Source organism: Bradyrhizobium sp. 63_E2_N1_3, from assembly GCF_052076005.1.
GTDB classification, from domain to species: Bacteria; Pseudomonadota; Alphaproteobacteria; order Rhizobiales; family Xanthobacteraceae; genus Bradyrhizobium; species Bradyrhizobium barranii.
Map to the genome: position 1 here is coordinate 5,648,040 of NZ_CP197235.1, position 17,306 is coordinate 5,665,345.

Here is a 17,306-nt window from a genome sequence, read left to right on the forward strand (position 1 = left end):
AAAATACGGTCTTATTGCGCGAAAAATCCGCGATCAGCGCTCGGCAAAGGCCTTTTCGACCACGAATTGGGCCGGCTCGCCGTGATTGCCCTCAATGAGGCCGCGCTCGCCCAGGAGCACGCGGGTGTCAGCGACCAGTGCCGGGCTGCCGCAGATCATGACCCGGTCATGGGCGGCTTCCAGCGGCGGCAGGCCGATATCGGCGAACAGCTTGCCGGACGTGATGAGGTCGGTGATGCGGCCGCGGTTGCGGAAGGGATCGCGGGTCACGGTCGGATAGTAGATCAGCTGATCGCGGATGTACTCGCCGATCAGTTCGTCCTTTGGCAGCGTCTCGGTGATCATCTCGCCATAGGCGAGCTCCTTCACGTGCCGGCAGCCGTGCAGCAGCACGACCTTCTCGAACCGCTCATAGGTCTCGGGGTCCTTGATCACGCTCAGGAACGGCGCGAGGCCCGTGCCGGTGCCGATGAGGTAGAGGTTGCGGCCCTCTTCGAGATTGTCGATCACCAGCGTGCCGGTGGCCTTGCGGCTGACGATGATCTCGTCGCCTTCCTTCAGATGCTGGAGGCGCGAGGTCAGCGGACCGTCCGGCACCTTGATCGAGAAGAACTCAAGCGTGTCCTCGTAATTGGCGCTGGCGACGCTGTAGGCCCGCAACAGCGGCTTCTCGCCGACCTTGAGCCCGATCATGGTGAATTCGCCGTTGCGGAAACGGAAGGTCGGGCTGCGGGTGGTCTTGAAAGAGAACAGCGTGTCGGTCCAGTGGTGGACGCTCAAAACGCTTTCCTGATTGAAATTGCTCATCTCACCTTCCCTGTCGCTTCCAATGCGGTTCCGAGGCGGGCAGCTATGCGTCGTTTGTACACGATCATTCGTGTACTAATGAATAATCCTGCTTGCTCCCGGGGTCAAGGCTGCCCAAGATCGCGAGCGTTGCAGTTAGGAACAAGGAGCCCCTTCCATGGCGCATGACGCCCCCCAGGCCACCGGACCCTCGAAGCTCGTGATCCGGAATATCGGCCTGATCCTGTCCGGCGCCCTGGAAAAGCCGATCCTGGACGGCGACACCATCGTCGCCGAGAACGGCAAGATCACTGCGATCGGCCGCTTCAAGGACCTCAACACCGAAGGCGCGACCACCATCGTCGAGGCCAACGGCACCACGGTCGCGCCCGGCCTGATCGACAGCCATGTCCACCCTGTGGCGGGCGACTGGACGCCGCGCCAGAACCAGATCGGCTGGATCGACAGCAATTTGCATGGCGGCGTCACCACGATGATCTCCGCCGGCGAGGTGCACATGCCCGGCCGCCCGCGCGACGTCGTCGGGCTGAAGGCGATGGCGATCTTCGCCCAGCGCGCATTCTGGAATCTGCGCCCGGGCGGCGTGAAGGTTCACGCCGGCGCACCGGTGATCGAATGCGAGATGGTCGAGGAGGATTTCAAGGAGTTGGCCGCGGCCGGCGTCAAGCTGCTCGGCGAGGTCGGCCTCGGCGGCGTCAAGGACGGCCCGACGGCACGCAAGATGGTCGGCTGGGCCCGCAAATACGGCATCCAGAGCACGATCCACACCGGCGGCCCTTCGATCCCCGGCTCCGGCCTGATCGACAAGGACGTGGTGCTGGAGGCCGACACCGACGTGGTCGGCCACATCAATGGCGGCCACACCGCGCTGCCCGACGACCAGATCCGCTGCATCTGCGAGGGCTGCAAGCGCGGCCTCGAGATCGTTCACAACGGCAATGAGCGCTCGGCCCTTTTCACGCTGCGCATCGCACGCGAGATGGGCGACCTGCACCGCGTCATCCTCGGCACCGACGCTCCGGCCGGCTCCGGCGTGCAGCCGCTCGGCATTCTGCGCATGGTCTCGATGCTATCCTCGCTCGGTGACCTCCCGGCCGAGATCGCGTTCTGCCTTGCCACCGGCAACACCGCGCGAATGCGTCAGCTCGATTGCGGCCTGATCGAGGTCGGCCGCTCGGCCGATTTCGTCATCATGGACAAGGCGCAGCACTCGCCCGGCAAGACCATCCTGGAGAGCGTGCAGCTCGGCGACCTCCCCGGCATCGGCATGACCATCATCGACGGCATCGTGCGCACCCAGCGCAGCCGCAACACCCCGCCGGCCGGCCGGGTGCCGGAAGTGGTGGCGAAGTGACGCAGCCGGAGCAGCTCGCCGCTTCGCGTCGCGCCTCCAAGGCATTGAACAAGTCTGCTGCCTGCTGCGTCTAACGCAGGCAGCCCTCGGCGGCGGCAGTTCATTGCTGGACCATCGAGGGAGACATGAAAAGTTCGCTGCGGATTGCCGCCGGCATCGCCGGTGCGGCGGCAGGCTTCATCGCCATGATCGGGCTGCTCGAGCTGACCGGCTTCGGCAATCGTGCAGACCCGATCACGACGGGGCTGGTCGCCCTGTTCGCCATCGCCCCCATCGGCGCAGTGATCGGCCTGGTGCTCGCCACCAAGCTGGCGACACGCAAGGACGACAATAGCGGCGGCCTCGCACGCAACAGCCTGAAGTCACTCGGCGTCGTCGTCCTGCTCTGCCTCGCCGCCGGTGTCACTTACGCCGTCTACGCATATACGACCGCCACGCCCTGGCTCAATCCGAACGCCAGCAATCCACTGCTCGTGTTCGAGGTTCGCTTTCCGGCCGGAGCAACGGTGCCGACGTCACCGCAAGGCATTGCAATCGAATTGCAGACCGACCTCAACACCATGCCGGGCGAGCTAAGTCCGGCCGGCTTCCGTCGTGATGGCGACCACCCCGTCATCGCAGGCGAAGTCGAGCTTGCCTTTAGGACCTCGCACCGGCAGCTCACCGTCAACATCCAGGGCCAGCCGAGCCGGATCTATCCGATCGATCTGACGGCCCGGGCGCCGCATACGCCGGAGTTCGGCACGTGGCGACGGCTCGCCGACGGCAGCGAAATCCGCTACCGCGCCAAATGGCCGGGGAAGACGTAAGGAATCAGCGCTTCTTTGCGATCTCACAGCGCACGTAGGTCTGGCGCTTGGCCTGGCCGACCGGGCCATTCTCGATCACCAGCCGGCCATCCGCCGCAACGGAGACTCGGGGATTGGCGCGAAACTTTTCGCCCTCGCCTTCGCAGGCAAGCCGCATCTTCCAGCTTTGCTTGCCGTCTGCGGTGATCTCGCCGGCGCGGCAGCGCGTCTCGTACCAATACAGGCGGTTGCCGCCTTCGATGCTCATCCGGCTGGCGCTGTCCTGATCACGGCAATCCTTCTTGGTTGACGCCCAGAAGCCCTCGTAGGGCTGTGCGGCAAAGGCGGCAGTGCAGCTGCTCGCCAACGCGGAAGTAAGACTCAGAACCATCGCAAATCGCGTGACTGCTCGCATGACGACAACCTCGATAAACCCTTCATCGACGTTAGTCGCCAGTTCCCGCCCCTTGTTCAACTGCCGTAGGGTGGGCAAAAGGCGCGAAGCGCCGTGCCCACCATCTTTGCGACTTGAGGAAGAACGGTGGGCACGCTTCGCTTTGCCCACCCTACGAGACCGTCCTCACCGCAGCTTGTTCAACAGCGCCATCAGCATCTCGCGCTCCCTGGCGTCGAGCGGCGCAAGCGTTTCCCGGGTGATCGCGAGCGCACTCGGCGCGACCTTCTCCGCAAGCTGCTGACCGGCGCGCGTCAGGCTGACCAGAAGCCGCCGTCCGTCCTCGGGATCCTGGCTGGTCTCGGTCAGGCCTCGTGCGGTCAGGCGGTCGATCACGCCCTTGATGGTCGCGACATCCATCGCCGTCAGCCGCCCGAGCTGGTTCTGCGAGCATGGCCCAGTCTCGGCCAGCTTCGACAATGCCGCCCATTGCGTCGGCGTGAGATTGGTGCCGATGTCGCGCGAGAAGATCGAACTGTGGCGCTGCCAGACCTGACGCAGGATGAAGCCGACCTGCTCGTCGAGCACGTAAGACGATTTTGCCGGTTTGACGCTTTTCTTCGCCGCAACGCTTCTTGCCATCCGCTCCCCGCCCCTCACAACGACAGATGCGCGTCGCGGACATCCGGACGCGCGTCGAGCTCGGCCATGGTGCCGCCGAAGCAGATGCGGCCACGCTCGATGATATAGGCGCGGTCGGAGATCAGCCGCGCAAAGTGCAAATTCTGCTCGGACACCACGATGCTGACGCCTTCCTTCTTCATGGTCAGGATGGCATCGACCATCTGCTCCACGATCTTCGGCGACAGCCCTTCCGAGGGCTCGTCCAGCAGCACCAGCGAGGGATTGCCCATCAGCGTGCGCGCGATGGTGAGCATCTGCTGCTCGCCGCCGCTCATGCGGCCGCCCGGACGATTTTTCATCTCACCCAGGTTCGGAAACAGCGCGAACAGTTTTTCGCGGGTCCAGTGCGGGGCGTTCGGGCGCTTCGGCTGGCGGCCGACTTCGAGATTTTCTTCCACCGTCAGATCGGTGAAGATGCGCCGCTCCTCCGGCACATAGCCGAGCCCGTCGCGCACGATTTCATGCGTCGGGCGCGCCGAGACATCCTTGCCCTCGAACATGATACGGCCGGTTCGCTGCGCGACCAGACCTACGATCGAGCGGAAGGTCGTCGACTTGCCGGCGCCGTTGCGGCCGAGCAACGCCACCACCTCGCCCTCGCCGACCTCGAAACCGATGTCGAACAGGATATGCGCCGGGCCGTAATGGCTGTTGAGGTCTTGCACCGTGAGCTTCATGCGGAGGCTCCATGCCCGGCATCGTAAAGCAGGCCCTCGCCGAGATAGACGGCCTGCACCTGCGGATTGCCGCGCACCTCGGCCGGCGAGCCTTCGGCGATCAGCGTGCCGCGGTTGAGTACGATAATGCGGTCGGCATGCTCGAACACCACGTCCATGTCGTGCTCGGTGAAGAGCACGCCGATCGATTTTTCCCGCGCGATCTGCGCCGTTAGCCGCATCAGGTCGACGCGCTCGCGCGGCGCCATGCCGGCGGTTGGCTCGTCCATCAGCAGCAGCTTGGGCTCGTTGGCAAGCGCCACCGCAAGCTCGAGCCGCTTGAGGTCGCCATAGGCAAGCTCGCCGCAGGGACGATCGGCGTAGCCGCCCATGCCGACGAGCTCGAGCAGCCGCCCGGCCTCGCCGCGGTCGAAGTTCGGCGCCGAGCCGAAGAGATTGAACAGCTGCTTGCCATGCGAGATCAGCGCGACCTGCACGTTCTCGCGCACGGTCATCGTCGCGAAGGTTGCGGTGATCTGGAAAGTGCGCCCGACGCCGAGCCGCCAGATCTCGCGCGGCTTCTTGCCGGTGGTCTCCTCGCCCAGCAGGCGGACATGGCCGGTATCAGGCTTGTTCTGGCCGTTGAGCATGTCGAAACAGGTGCTCTTGCCCGCGCCGTTCGGGCCGATCAACGCCAGAATTTCGCCTGATCGCAGCGAGAACGAGACGCCACGCACGGCGTGGATGCCGCCATAGGATTTGGACAGGCCTTCAACCGCGAGAAGTGGGGGTGCGACGCTCATTCGACGGACTCGATCGGCTTGGCAAGCAAGGGAGATCCCGGCGGCGATGTCTTCCTGCGCCGCTGCGCCAGCATCTCCAGCGTGCCGACGATGCCCTTGGGGAAGACGACGACGATCAGCACGATGAAGCCGCCGAGCACGAGCTTTGACAGGTCGGTCTGGCTGACCAGCCAGATGTTGAGCGCCTTGTAGACGATGGCGCCGATCACCGCACCCGACACCGTCTCGACGCCGCCGAGCAGCACCATGACGAGCGCGTCGACCGACAGCGAGATCCCGAGATTGTCGGGGAAGACGCTGCCCTTGAGGTAGGCGAACAGCGCGCCGCCGATGCCGGCGGTCGTGCCTGCGATCACGAACGCCGTCCACTGGATGCGCTTGGCATTGATGCCGACCGCCTCGCTGCGCAGAGGCGAGTCGCGCGTGGCCCTGAGTGCGTAGCCGAACGGCGAGAATACCATGGCCCGAAGCGCGACCGTCACGAGTGCCGCAACGCCGAGCGCCAACCAATAGAAATGCCCCGGGCTCGCCGCCCAGCTTGACGGCCAGACGCCGAGTATGCCGTTGTCGCCGCCCGTTACACTCACCCACTGGAACGCGATCGACCAGACGATCTGCGCAAACGCAAGCGTCAGCATCGCGAAATAGACGCCGGAAAGCTGCACCGCGAAGAAACCGAACACGGCAGCGCCCATGCAGCCCAGCAGCGGCCCGAGCAGCAGGCACACGACCATCGGCAGCCCGGCCATCTTGGCGAGGAAGGCGACGCCGTAGGCGCCGAGACCGAAATAAGCGGCATGCCCGAAGGACGCGAGCCCACCGACCGACATCAGGAAATGCAGGCTGACGGCGAAGATCACGAAGATCGCAATCTCCGAACCGACTGTGAGAACATAATTGCCGGCGAACAGCGGCAACGTCGCCGCGATGACGAGCGCGGCAAGCGCCGCGAGCCGCTCGTTCGACGTCAGCGGCCGCCAGGGATTAACAGTGAGGCCTGGTGTCTTGCGCGCGGGCGCCTCGGGCTTGCCGAACAGACCCCAGGGCCGGACGATCAGCACCACCGCCATCACCAGGAAGACCAGGATGATGGAGATCTTCGGGAAGATCAGGATGCCGAAGGCGTTGAGCTCGGAGACCAGCACCGCCGCAACGAAGGCGCCGACGATGCTGCCGAGGCCACCGATCACGACGACGACGAAGACCTCGACGATGATCCGCAAATCCATGGCGTGATGCACGGCATCGCGCGGGATCTGGAGCGCGCCGCCGAGTGCGGCGAGGAAGACGCCGACCGCAAACACGGATGTGAACAGCCATTTCTGGTTGACGCCAAGCGCTGCGACCATGTCGCGGTCCTGCGTCGCCGCGCGCACCAGCACGCCCCAGCGCGTGCGCTGGAACAGCAGCCAGAGAATGCCGAGTACGACCGGGCTGAGCACGATCAGGAACAAATCGTAGCTCGGGATGTTCTGGCCGAAGAAATCGATGGCGCCCTTGAAGCCCGGCGCGCGGCGGCCGACGAGATCGTCGGGGCCCCAGATCAGCACGACGAGATCCTCGACCATCAAGGTCAGGCCGAAGGTCGCAAGCAGCTGGAACAGCTCGGGCGCGTGATAGATGCGGCGCAGCAGCACCATCTCGACGATGACGCCGATCAAGGCCACGGCAAGCGCGGCGACGACGATCCCACCCCAGAAGCCGAACGCACCCGAAAGCCGCTCCGTCAGCGTGAAGGCGATGTAGGCGCCGATCATGTAGAAGGCGCCATGCGCGAAATTCACGATCCGCGTCACGCCGAAGATGATCGACAGGCCCGAGGCCACCAGGAACAGCGACGCTGCGCTGGCGAGACCGGTCAGAAACTGTACGACATAAAAGGCCATCGGCGGTCCGGGTTAAGAATAAGTCTCAGTATGGGGCTTCATCCTTCGAGACGGCGCTACGCGCCTCCTCAGGATGAGGTCCGGGACCCTCATGGTGAGGAGCGCGGCAACGCCGCGCGTCTCGAACCACGAGGCCCCGGTTCCTCTTCACATCAGTCCTTCGGACGCAGCTTATCGACTTCGGCGTCGCTCGGCAGATAGTCCGAGCCCTTCTTGTAAGAAGAATCCACCATCACGCCCTTGCCGTCCTTCAGCGCGGTCTTGCCGACATAGGCACCGAGCGTCGACTGGTGGTCGATCTTGCGGAAGGTGATCTCGCCGAACGGCGACGGCATCGACAGCCCCTCCGCCGCGGCGATCAGTTTCTCCGGATCGGTCGAGCCGGCCTTCGCAAGGATCGCAGCGGCCGCCTTGATGGTCTGGTAACCGACGATCGAGCCCAGGCGCGGATAGTCGTTGTACTTGGCCTGGTAGGCCTTCAGGAACGCGTCATGCTCGGGCGTCTTGATCGAGTACCAGGGATAGCCGGTCACGATCCAACCCTCCGGCGTCTCGTCCTTGAGCGGATCGAGATATTCGGGCTCGCCAGTCAGGAACGATACGACCTCGCGCCCCTTGAACAGGCCGCGGGTGTTGCCTTCACGCACGAGCTTCACGAGGTCGGCGCCGAAGGTGACGTTGAGGATCGCTTCGGGATTGGCCGCGGCAACCGCCTGCACCACCGGACCCGCGTCGATCTTGCCCTGGGGCGGCCACTGCTCGTCGACCCACTGGATGTCGGGGCGCTTCTCCGACATCAGCTTCTTGAACACCGCGACCGCGGACTGGCCGTATTCATAGTTCGGCGCGATGGTCGCCCAGCGCTTGGCCGGCAGCTTGCTGGCTGCTTCCACCAGCATCGCCGCCTGCATGTAGTTGGAGGGGCGCAGACGGAAGGTGTACTTGTTGCCCTTGGACCAGGTGATGGCATCCGTCAGCGGCTCGGCCGCGAGGAAGAACACCTTCTTCTGGTTGGCGAAGTCGCTGACGGCGAGGCCGATGTTCGACAGGAACGTACCCGTCAGCATCGCAACACCCTCGCTGGAGACGAGCTCGTTGGCAGCGGTCTGCGCATCGGCCGGCTTGCCGCCGTCGTCCTTGGAGACGACGACGAGCTTCTTGCCGTTGATGCCGCCGGCCGCGTTGACCTGTTCGACTGCGAGCTGCCAGCCCTTGCGATAGGGCTCGGTGAACGCCGGCAACAGCGAGTAGCTGTTGATCTCGCCGATCTTGATCTCCTGCGCCACGGCCGAATGAGCCATGCCGCCCGCCAGCAGCGCGAAGGCCGCGCCCACAAAAGTGTTTCTCGCTCGCATCCCAACCTCCAGTTTTGAACTCTCTACGTCTTCAGCGTGATCTTGTCGGAGAAGCTATGCCCGCCTCCCCGGTTCAAACTCTATTTCAAACCGTCTTCACCCTTCACTTCCGCAACCGTCAGCCCGCCGACGCGCGGCAAGGGACGGCCGCTATCGGTGACGGCGACCGCGACCATGATCTCGTTGGCGCGCGGCGCGTCGTTGATCTGCACCTCCATGCCGTCGAAATGGCTGCGCACGAAGGCTGCGTCCTTGTGCCCGAGCGGAATGTCCAGCGTCGTGCCCGGGCCGCTGCGCTTCTTCGACGATGGGATCAGCGCCGCGCCCTTGCTCAGGACCTTGCGCACCGGAGCGCCCATCTTCGGATGCAGGATAGCCGCCGCATGCTCCAGCTCGCCGTTCTCGCCGACAGCCGCGGCCTTGCCGTAGCTTTGCGCCTTCGCGCCATCGATGCCCAGCGCCGCCACCGCGCGCTTCGCCAGGAGCTCGCCGAGCTCCTCGCCGATCGCGATCAGGGGCGAGAGATCCTCGACATATTTGCCGGCAAAGGGATTTTCGATCACGGCGATCGCCGCTGCGCGCCGCGTCGGCGGCGAGACCTGGCGGCCCATTTCCATCTGCGTCTCTTCGACGACGGTGACGATCTTGCGGATGATCGCGCTCATGTTTCGCTTCCCTGTTCAGGCATAGACCGCGTTCTCCAGCATGCGCGGGCGCGTTCGTTGCTCTTCCATATCCCTGGTTCCGATGACAAGCATATCACCACAAAGCTGCAACACGGCACCCTCGATCAATCCACGATCGAACAATTGCCGTGCACATTCCGCGCCAGATTCCAGCGCGGCCGCGATCTCGCTCTGCGACAATTCACCGACATCGCGGGTGACGAGACGCGCGCCGAGGTCGCTGTCGGGCTGAAGCTCGTTCGCAGACTTTCTGATGATGGCGGGATGCCCGGGCAGATCGACGGCATTGGCGATGACCGTCGCGGCCGCATCGGCCTGCGATGCGGTGGCAGCCAGCACCGTGACCGCGTCGGCAATGCCGAGCGAAAAGCTGCGGCCGTGACGCCCGCTGGTCGCGATGCCGCGCACGGGATCACCTGAGTAGACCCTCATCTTGCGCAGCACGCCGGCACGATCAGGCCGATCCATCAGGCCGACCGAAAAATGCTCGCCCTCGCCGAGATGCAGCGCGATATCGCCGCCATTGTTGACATAGGCCTGATCGAGCGTCGCAGCGCCCAGCATGGCGCCAAGAATCTCCTCTGCAACGCTGCCGGCAACCGCGGCCATCGGCGTAATGAAGCAATCGGCGGCATAGGGTGCGACAGCAGCGTGCATCCGACGCGCCACCACGCCTTTTAGCGAAGTTTGCTTTTCAGCGGCCGTCCGCAGTTCCGGCAATTCCGCGCAGAGTTCGTCGAGCAGTCCGGTGAAATGCTGCGCCGCTGCCTCATAGGCCGCACGCACTGCGTCAGCGCGCCCCCTCGCCTCCACGATCAGATCAATCGGTCCATCCTGCAAATGCAGCCGCCGGCCACCAGACAGCAATGCGATTTGCGGGAGCCTGGTCATGCCCAGCGCCCTGGAATCGGATTCTGCCAGGGCAATTGGCGGACGTCGTCACCGCTCTGCACCTCGGACAGCGGCTTCACATAATCCATGTGCCCGCCGAGCGCGGCATAGTCGGACAGCTTCATCGTGAACTCGATCGGCGCGACCAGCGCCGGGGTCGGCACATAGCCGAACGCGCCTGAAGGCATCTGTGTCACGTCGACCATGTAGGTGATGCCGCCGCCCGGCCAGACATAAACAGGCGCGCCGCCGCTGGTGACGCGCGTCAGCGCGTCCTTCACCGAACGCGTCAGCCGCACCGGATTGTCGGTGACGCCGGCGCGCAAGGAGCCGCCGGCCCCCGCCATGAACAACACCGTGCACAGCGCCGGCTCGCAATTCTCCTGGATGCGCTCGACCGAGAACTTCAGGTCATCAGGCATCTCGGTTTCGACCGGCTTCAGGGCCTCGTCGAGCACATAGTAAGACGAGTGCTCGCCGGTCGTGGAGACCATCAGCATGGAGAGACCAGGCTTGGCTTCCTTGGCGTCGAACGGCCCGAGAATCGCCAGCGGATCGGAAATGTTGGTGCCGCCCCACCCCGTGCCGGGATCGGCGACCTGGAAATAGCGGCCCGGCGTCGAGCGGCGGCCCTTCATCTTGATGCCGGTGTCGGCGATGTCGAGCAGCTTGCCGGCCTGGTGCTCCGAGAGCACGCCGGTGATGTGGTCGTCGACGACGACGACCTCGTCGACCTTGCCGTGCCATTGCTTGGCGAACATGCCAATCGTCGCCGAGCCGCAGCCGACGCGCATGCGCTCTTCCTTCATGCCGTTGACGATCGGCGCCTGGCCGGCCTGCACCACCACGCTTGCGCCGCCGTCGATGGTGAGCTCGACCGCCTTGCAATTGGCGAGATCCATCAGCGTATCGCAGGTGACGCGGCCCTCTTTCTTGGAGCCGCCGGTGAGATGATGCACGCCGCCGAGCGACAGCATCTGCGAACCGTATTCGCTGGTGGTGACGTGGCCGACCGCCTCGCCCTGCGCGCGAACGGTCGCGGTTTCCGGGCCGAGATAGCGGTCGGTGTCGATCTTCACCTTGATGCCGCAATAGGAGAAGATGCCCTCGGTGACGACAGTCACCATGTCGACGCCATCGATCTCGGACGAGACGATGAAGGGCGCCGGCTTGTAGTCGGGATAGGTCGTGCCCGCACCGATCGCGGTGACAAAGGTAGAGGGCTCGTGGACGATCTTGCCGTCCCAGTCTTCGGTGCGGCTGAACGGAACGAGCTTCCCGCCATGCGAGACGGTGCGTTCCAGGATCACGTGCGGGTCGACGCGGACGAGCTTGCCGTCGTGGTTGGCATAGCGGTCGCAGGCGCCCGCCGCGCCCGGCTTGATGTAGCACATCACCGGACAGGCATCGCAACGGATCTTGTCGATGGCGGCGCTCGTCGTTTCAGTCACCATGTCCAAAGCCAGTCGACTGCGGTTATCATTCGTATACGAACGATGTTGCGCGCCCTCCCGAAGGCTGTCAAGCGGCGGTGCGGCGCAAAAGATGCGGCTGCCGCATAAAACCCCATTTGCCTATCCGCTCTGTCCACAAAGAAGGCAGTCGCGCTGCAGTGCGGCATGCGCGGCTTGCACGTTTGTGTACAAACGGTATCGTCGCGACGTAGGTTTTGATGAGCACTTGGCCACGGGCTTGGGAACGAGGATGACGCAGACACCGATCCGCCTCACCGTGAACGGCAGGATCCACGAGATCACGGCAGCGCCGCAGACACCGCTGCTCTATGTGCTGCGCAACGACCTCGCGCTCAACGGTCCGAAATATGGCTGCGGCTTGGGCGAATGCGGCACCTGCACTGTCCTGATCGACGGCGCCGCCGCGCGCTCCTGCGTGATTCCCGTGAGCGGCTGTGCAGGCCGCGACATCCTGACGCTCGAAGGGCTCGGCACGCACGACAAGCCGGATGTGGTGCAGCAGGCCTTCATCGACGAGCAAGCCGCGCAATGCGGCTATTGCCTTAACGGCATGATCATGACCACCAAGGCGTTGCTCGCGATCAACCCGCAGCCGACCGAACAGGAGGCGCTGGCGGCGCTGCGCTACAATCTCTGCCGCTGCGGCACCCATGTCGAGATCCTGCGCGCGGTGATGCGCGCATCCGGCCAGATCACTGAGGCCGTTGATTGATGGCCTCCCCTCTTTCGAACGGAGCTGAGCGGCAATCCGGTTCGCTCGTCGTCGTCCGCACCGTGGACGAAGTCACGTCCGAAACCTTCGTCCGCATCACCGCGGATGGATCGGTCTCGGCCTATAACGGCCATGTCGATCTCGGCACCGGGATCCGCACCGCACTCGGCCAGATCGTCGCCGAAGAGCTGGATGTGTCCTTTGCGCGCGTCGTCGTGGTGCTCGGCGATACCGCCGTGGTTCCAAACCAGGGCGCGACGATCGCGAGCGAGACCATCCAGATCACCGCCGTCCCCCTGCGCAAGGCCGCCGCGCAAGCGCGGCACTTTCTGATCGCGCGCGCAGCCGAGCGGCTGGAGCTGCCGGCCAGCGACCTCAAGATCGAAGACGGCCTCGTGCGCGGGCACAACCGCAGCGTCAGCTATGGCGAACTGATCGGCGGCGAGACCATTCGCCTCGAGCTTGCCGACGACGTCGCACTCAAGTCCGTTGGCGACTACGCCATCGTGGGCCAGTCGACGCCCCGCGTCGACCTGCCCGCCAAGGCGACGGGCGAGTTGACCTTCGTGCACGACATTAGGGTGCCCGGTATGCTGCACGGCCGGGTGGTGCGTCCGCCCTATGCCGGCGTCGATGCCGGGCCGTTCGTCGGCACCAGCCTGATCGCGGTGGATGAGGCCTCGGTACGCGACATTCCCGGCATCATTGCCGTCGTGCGCATCGGCGATTTCGTCGGCGTGGTCGCCGAGCGCGAGGAGAACGCGATCCGCGCGGCGGAGCAGCTCGCGGTGAGCTGGAAGCCGACACCTCATCTAACCGATCTCGCCGACGTCGAGACCGCGCTGCGCGCCCATCCATCGACGCCGCGCACGCTGATCGACAAGGGCGATGTCGATGCTGCGATATCGGGCGCGGCCAAGCCGATGCAGCGCACTTATGTGTGGCCGTACCAGATGCACGCCTCGATCGGGCCGTCCTGCGCAGTCGCCGATGTCCAGGACGGCGACATCCGCGTCTGGTCCGGCACGCAGAACCCGCATGTCCTGCGCAGCGATCTGGCGCTCCTGATCGAGCGTCCCGAGAGCGAGATCGAGGTGATCCGCCTGGAGGCCGCCGGCTGCTACGGCCGCAACTGCGCCGATGACGTCACCGCGGACGCGCTGCTGCTGTCGCGCGCCGTCGGCCGGCCCGTGCGCGTGCAGCTGACGCGCGAGCAGGAGCACGCCTGGGAGCCCAAGGGCACGGCGCAGCTCATCGACGTCAATGGCGGGCTCGACGCGGACGGCGGCGTCGCCGGCTACGACCTCGCCACGCGCTACCCTTCCAACGCTGCGCCGACATTGGCGCTGCTGTTGACGGGGCGAATCTCGCCGGTGGCCGATGTGCTCCACATGGGCGACCGCACCGCGATTCCGCCTTACGACTACGACCACATGCGCGTCGTCGCCCACGACATGGCGCCGATCGTGCGCGCGTCCTGGTTTCGCGGTGTCTCGGCGCTGCCGAACACGTTCGCGCATGAATCCTATATCGACGAGGCCGCGACCGAGGCCGGCGTCGATCCGATCGAATACCGCCTGCGTTACCTGAAGGACCAGCGCGCCGTCGATCTCGTCAATGCGGTGGCCGAGCGCGCGGGCTGGACGCCCCGGCCTGTCCGCGAAGAGAAAAACGGCGACATCGTGCACGGGCGCGGCTTTGCCTATGCGCTCTATGTCCACAGCAAGTTTCCCGGCTATGGTGCGGCGTGGTCGGCCTGGGTTGCCGACGTTGCGGTGAACAAGTCCACCGGCGATGTCAGCGTCACGCGCGTCGTCGCCGGGCAGGACTCCGGCCTGATGATCAATCCGGACGGCGTGCGCCACCAGATCCACGGCAACGTCATCCAGTCCACCAGCCGCGCGCTGATGGAGGAGGTTTCGTTCGAGCGCGGCGCGGTGGCGGCGCGCGAATGGGGCGCTTATCCGATCATCCCGTTCCCCGACGTGCCCAAGATCGACGTGCTGATGTTGCCGCGTCAGGACCAGCCGCCGCTCGGCGTCGGCGAGTCCGCCTCGGTGCCGAGCGCAGCCGCGATCGCCAACGCGATCTTCGATGCCACCGGCGTGCGCTTCCGCGAGCCGCCGTTCACGCCCGAGCGTATCCTGAGGGGGTTGCACGCTGAAACATCGCCCGTGCCGCAAGCCCTGCCCGCGCCCGCTGCGCCGCCGCCGTCACGCATCTGGCAGAATCCGTTCGCCAAGCGCGCCGGCATCTTCGCGACGATCGCGGCCGTCTGCACCGCCGCGATCGGCGTCGGCGCGGCCCTCTTGCCCGGACGCGCCATCGCGCCGATCGCGCGGCCTGATGCCTCGGTCTATTCCGCGGCGACGATCGCGCGCGGAGAGCAACTCGCAGCACTCGGCAATTGCGCGGAGTGCCACACCAGCCTCAATGGCGTGCTCAACGCCGGCGGCCGCGCACTTCAGACGCCGTTCGGCACGATCTACTCAACCAACATCACGCCTGACGTCGAGACCGGCATCGGCGCCTGGTCCTATCCCGCCTTCGAGCGCGCGATGCGCGACGGGCTGCACCGCGACGGACGGCAGCTCTACCCCGCCTTCCCCTACACCCATTTCGCCAAGACCAGCGACGCCGACATGCAGGCGCTCTACGCCTACCTGATGACCCAGCCTTCGGTTCGCGCCACAGCGCCGGCGAATGCGCTCGCCTTCCCGTTCAACCTCCGCCCGCTGCTTGCGGGCTGGAATGCCCTGTTCCACAGGACGAGCGAATTCAAGCCCGATCCCGCCAAATCCGAGCAGTGGAACCGCGGCGCCTATCTCGTCGAGAGCCTCGGCCATTGCACCGGGTGTCATTCGCCGCGCAACGCGCTCGGCGCGGAGCAGCGCAATGCGTATCTCGCGGGTGGATTTGCCGAGGGCTGGGAAGCGCCGGCCCTGACCTCGCTCTCGCATGCGCCGATTCCATGGAGTGAAGACGAACTCTTCGCCTATTTGCGCACCGGCCAGTCGCGTTATCACGGCGTGGCGGCCGGTCCGATGGCGCCGATCGTCAGGGATCTCACGGCGCTACCCGACCAGGACATCCGCGCGATGGCGATCTACCTCAACTCGTTCAACGACCCCGCAACCGATACGCAGACGCAGGATGCGCTCGCCGCGAAGCTCGAAGGCGCAACGCAAGTCGCGACCGCCGCTTCCACCGGAGCGCGGCTCTATCAGGGCGCCTGCGCCGTCTGCCACGAGGTCGGCGGCCTGCCGCTGTTCGGCAGCCGGCCCTCGCTCGCGCTCAACAGCAATCTGCACAGCAGAATGCCGGACAATCTTGTCCAGGTGATCCTGCACGGCGTCACCGAGCCCGTCTCCAGCGACCTCGGCTACATGCCCGCCTTCAAGAACAGCATGAGCGACGCACAAGTCGAAGAGCTCGTCACCTTCCTGCGCCGGCAGTTCGCGCCGGACAAGCCGGCCTGGACCGGCGTCCGCGAGACGATCGCGCGCGTGCGCACCTCAACGCATTGATGGAGCACGACCTAATCGGAAAGCCGCTTCACACTTTGCGCTAACGCGGCCCTTCGGGTCCGGGTCATGCTCTAGCCGTGCTTCTTCGCCTCCACCGGCGGTGTGCCGTGGGTGTGGAACGACTCGATCGTCTTCAATCCCCACGCCTGGCCCTTCTTGCGCTCCTCCTCGGTCCACACGATCGGCTTCCAGTCGGGGGCGAGGATGAGGCGCGCGCCGGCATTGGCGACCTCGACGCGGTTGCCGCCGGGCTCGTAGACATAAAGGAAGAAGGTCTGCTGGATCGCGTGCTTGTGCGGGCCGGTCTCGATGTGCACGCCGTTCTCCAGGAAGATATCGGCGGCGCGCAAAATCTCCTCGCGGCTGTCGAGCGCGTAGGTGACATGGTGGAAGCGGCCGGGTGTGCCGGAGTGGTCGAGCGAGTAGGCGAAGTCGTAGCTCTTGTTCGACATCGTCAGCCACATCGCCGCTTCCCGCCCGTCGTTGAGCACGATCTGCTCGGTGAGGCGGCAGCCGAGATAGTTTTCGAAGAACTCGCGGTTGGCCTTGATGTCGACGGCGAGGCAGTTGAGGTGATCGAGGCGGCGGACATTGACGCCGCGCGCGGGAAAGCGTTGCGCCTGGTTCTTCAGCGCGGGTCTAAGCTCCGGCGGCGCCTGGTACCATTCGGTCTCGTAATAGAGCTCGACGATATGGCCGTCAGGGTCGCGGCAGCGGAAGGTCGGCCCCTGCCCCATGTCGCCGTCGATCCAGCCGATGTCGAAGCCGGAGCCTTTCAGCGCGGCGACGCGGCGCTCCAGCGCCTGCTGGCTGCGCGCGCGCAGCGCCATATGCTCCATGCCTGATGTCTTCGACGCCGTCAGCTTGAGCGAATAGCGCTCATAATCGTCCCAGCCGCGCAGGTAAACCGACTCGCCCTTCTGCCCGCTGACGGTCATGCCCATGACGTCGACGAAGAATTTCAGGCTCTCGTCGGGCTTCGGCGTCAGCAGCTCCATGTGGCCGAGATGAGCAAGATCAAGGATCGGTTCGGGCTGCATGCTTTCCTCCAGGCGTGACTGCGATCCGCCGGACCGGATCGCGCAACCGGACGCAAGGCTGCAAACGCGCTCGAGCGTACGGGGGCGGCATCCAGGCCGCAGGTTCATTTGTACTAATGTACAAATGATTAGGTCCCGTCAACAAATCAAAACATGGCCGTCCGGATCGAGTGACGCGCCAGCCGGGATGACCTCCATCCCCGAACGGCGGACCGACTGGCCGAATGGTAAAATCTTCCTTAAGCGCT

General features: G+C 65.2%; 15 protein-coding genes. 4 read left to right on the forward strand and 11 right to left on the reverse strand.

All coding sequences use genetic code 11. The features are described from left to right. Window positions 1-33: 33 nt before the first annotated feature. Window positions 34-807: a ferredoxin--NADP reductase gene (locus AB7531_RS27300; protein WP_063983946.1), complete on the reverse strand. Its 774-nt coding sequence runs from the start codon at window positions 805-807 to the stop codon at window positions 34-36. A gap of 157 nt (window positions 808-964) precedes the next feature. On the opposite strand from AB7531_RS27300, the gene AB7531_RS27305 reads away from it, so the two are divergent. Continuing rightward, a complete protein-coding gene (locus AB7531_RS27305; protein ID WP_038932039.1) occupies window positions 965-2,161 on the forward strand; it encodes an amidohydrolase family protein in 1,197 nt (398 codons plus the stop codon). A gap of 125 nt (window positions 2,162-2,286) precedes the next feature. Next, window positions 2,287-2,970, forward strand: a complete 684-nt coding sequence (locus tag AB7531_RS27310; protein ID WP_063983947.1) for a hypothetical protein — start codon at window positions 2,287-2,289, stop codon at window positions 2,968-2,970. Between the two features lie 4 nt (window positions 2,971-2,974). On the opposite strand, the gene AB7531_RS27315 is transcribed toward AB7531_RS27310, so the two are convergent. The 9 genes from AB7531_RS27315 to AB7531_RS27355 all read right to left on the reverse strand — a co-directional run bounded on the left by AB7531_RS27315 (window position 2,975) and on the right by AB7531_RS27355 (window position 11,758). Beyond that, a complete protein-coding gene (locus tag AB7531_RS27315; RefSeq protein WP_063983948.1) occupies window positions 2,975-3,364 on the reverse strand; it encodes a hypothetical protein in 390 nt (129 codons plus the stop codon). 165 nt (window positions 3,365-3,529) lie between these two features. After that, window positions 3,530-3,985, reverse strand: coding sequence for a MarR family winged helix-turn-helix transcriptional regulator (locus AB7531_RS27320; RefSeq protein ID WP_063983949.1), 456 nt, complete (start codon window positions 3,983-3,985; stop codon window positions 3,530-3,532). A 14-nt stretch (window positions 3,986-3,999) separates the two neighbouring features. Then, entirely contained in the window at window positions 4,000-4,704 is a 705-nt protein-coding gene (locus tag AB7531_RS27325) for an ABC transporter ATP-binding protein (RefSeq protein ID WP_063983950.1), read from the reverse strand. Beyond that, on the reverse strand, window positions 4,701-5,486 hold the full coding sequence (locus AB7531_RS27330) for an ABC transporter ATP-binding protein (protein WP_063983951.1): 786 nt from the start codon (window positions 5,484-5,486) through the stop codon (window positions 4,701-4,703). Before AB7531_RS27330 ends, AB7531_RS27325 begins: the two co-directional genes overlap by 4 nt. Further along, entirely contained in the window at window positions 5,483-7,372 is a 1,890-nt protein-coding gene (locus tag AB7531_RS27335; protein ID WP_441280187.1) for an ABC transporter permease, read from the reverse strand. The genes AB7531_RS27330 and AB7531_RS27335 overlap by 4 nt, the downstream gene beginning before the upstream one ends. A 152-nt stretch (window positions 7,373-7,524) precedes the next feature. After that, a complete protein-coding gene (locus AB7531_RS27340) occupies window positions 7,525-8,727 on the reverse strand; it encodes an ABC transporter substrate-binding protein (RefSeq protein ID WP_063983953.1) in 1,203 nt (400 codons plus the stop codon). A gap of 80 nt (window positions 8,728-8,807) precedes the next feature. Beyond that, window positions 8,808-9,392, reverse strand: a complete 585-nt coding sequence (locus AB7531_RS27345; RefSeq protein WP_063983954.1) for an amino acid synthesis family protein — start codon at window positions 9,390-9,392, stop codon at window positions 8,808-8,810. Window positions 9,393-9,407: 15 nt separating this feature from the next. Beyond that, window positions 9,408-10,304, reverse strand: coding sequence for a UPF0280 family protein (locus AB7531_RS27350; RefSeq protein ID WP_063983955.1), 897 nt, complete (start codon window positions 10,302-10,304; stop codon window positions 9,408-9,410). Beyond that, entirely contained in the window at window positions 10,301-11,758 is a 1,458-nt protein-coding gene (locus AB7531_RS27355; RefSeq protein WP_187387735.1) for a 6-hydroxynicotinate reductase, read from the reverse strand. The genes AB7531_RS27350 and AB7531_RS27355 overlap by 4 nt, the downstream gene beginning before the upstream one ends. Window positions 11,759-12,008: 250 nt before the next feature. On the opposite strand from AB7531_RS27355, the gene AB7531_RS27360 reads away from it, so the two are divergent. Then, window positions 12,009-12,491 (forward strand): (2Fe-2S)-binding protein, encoded by a 483-nt coding sequence (locus AB7531_RS27360; protein WP_063983956.1) that lies wholly within the window; start codon window positions 12,009-12,011, stop codon window positions 12,489-12,491. Next, entirely contained in the window at window positions 12,491-16,018 is a 3,528-nt protein-coding gene (locus AB7531_RS27365) for a molybdopterin cofactor-binding domain-containing protein (protein WP_063983957.1), read from the forward strand. Before AB7531_RS27360 ends, AB7531_RS27365 begins: the two co-directional genes overlap by 1 nt. A 71-nt stretch (window positions 16,019-16,089) precedes the next feature. On the opposite strand, the gene AB7531_RS27370 is transcribed toward AB7531_RS27365, so the two are convergent. Then, window positions 16,090-17,058, reverse strand: coding sequence for a catechol 2,3-dioxygenase (locus AB7531_RS27370; protein ID WP_038955078.1), 969 nt, complete (start codon window positions 17,056-17,058; stop codon window positions 16,090-16,092). Window positions 17,059-17,306: the final 248 nt, after the last annotated feature.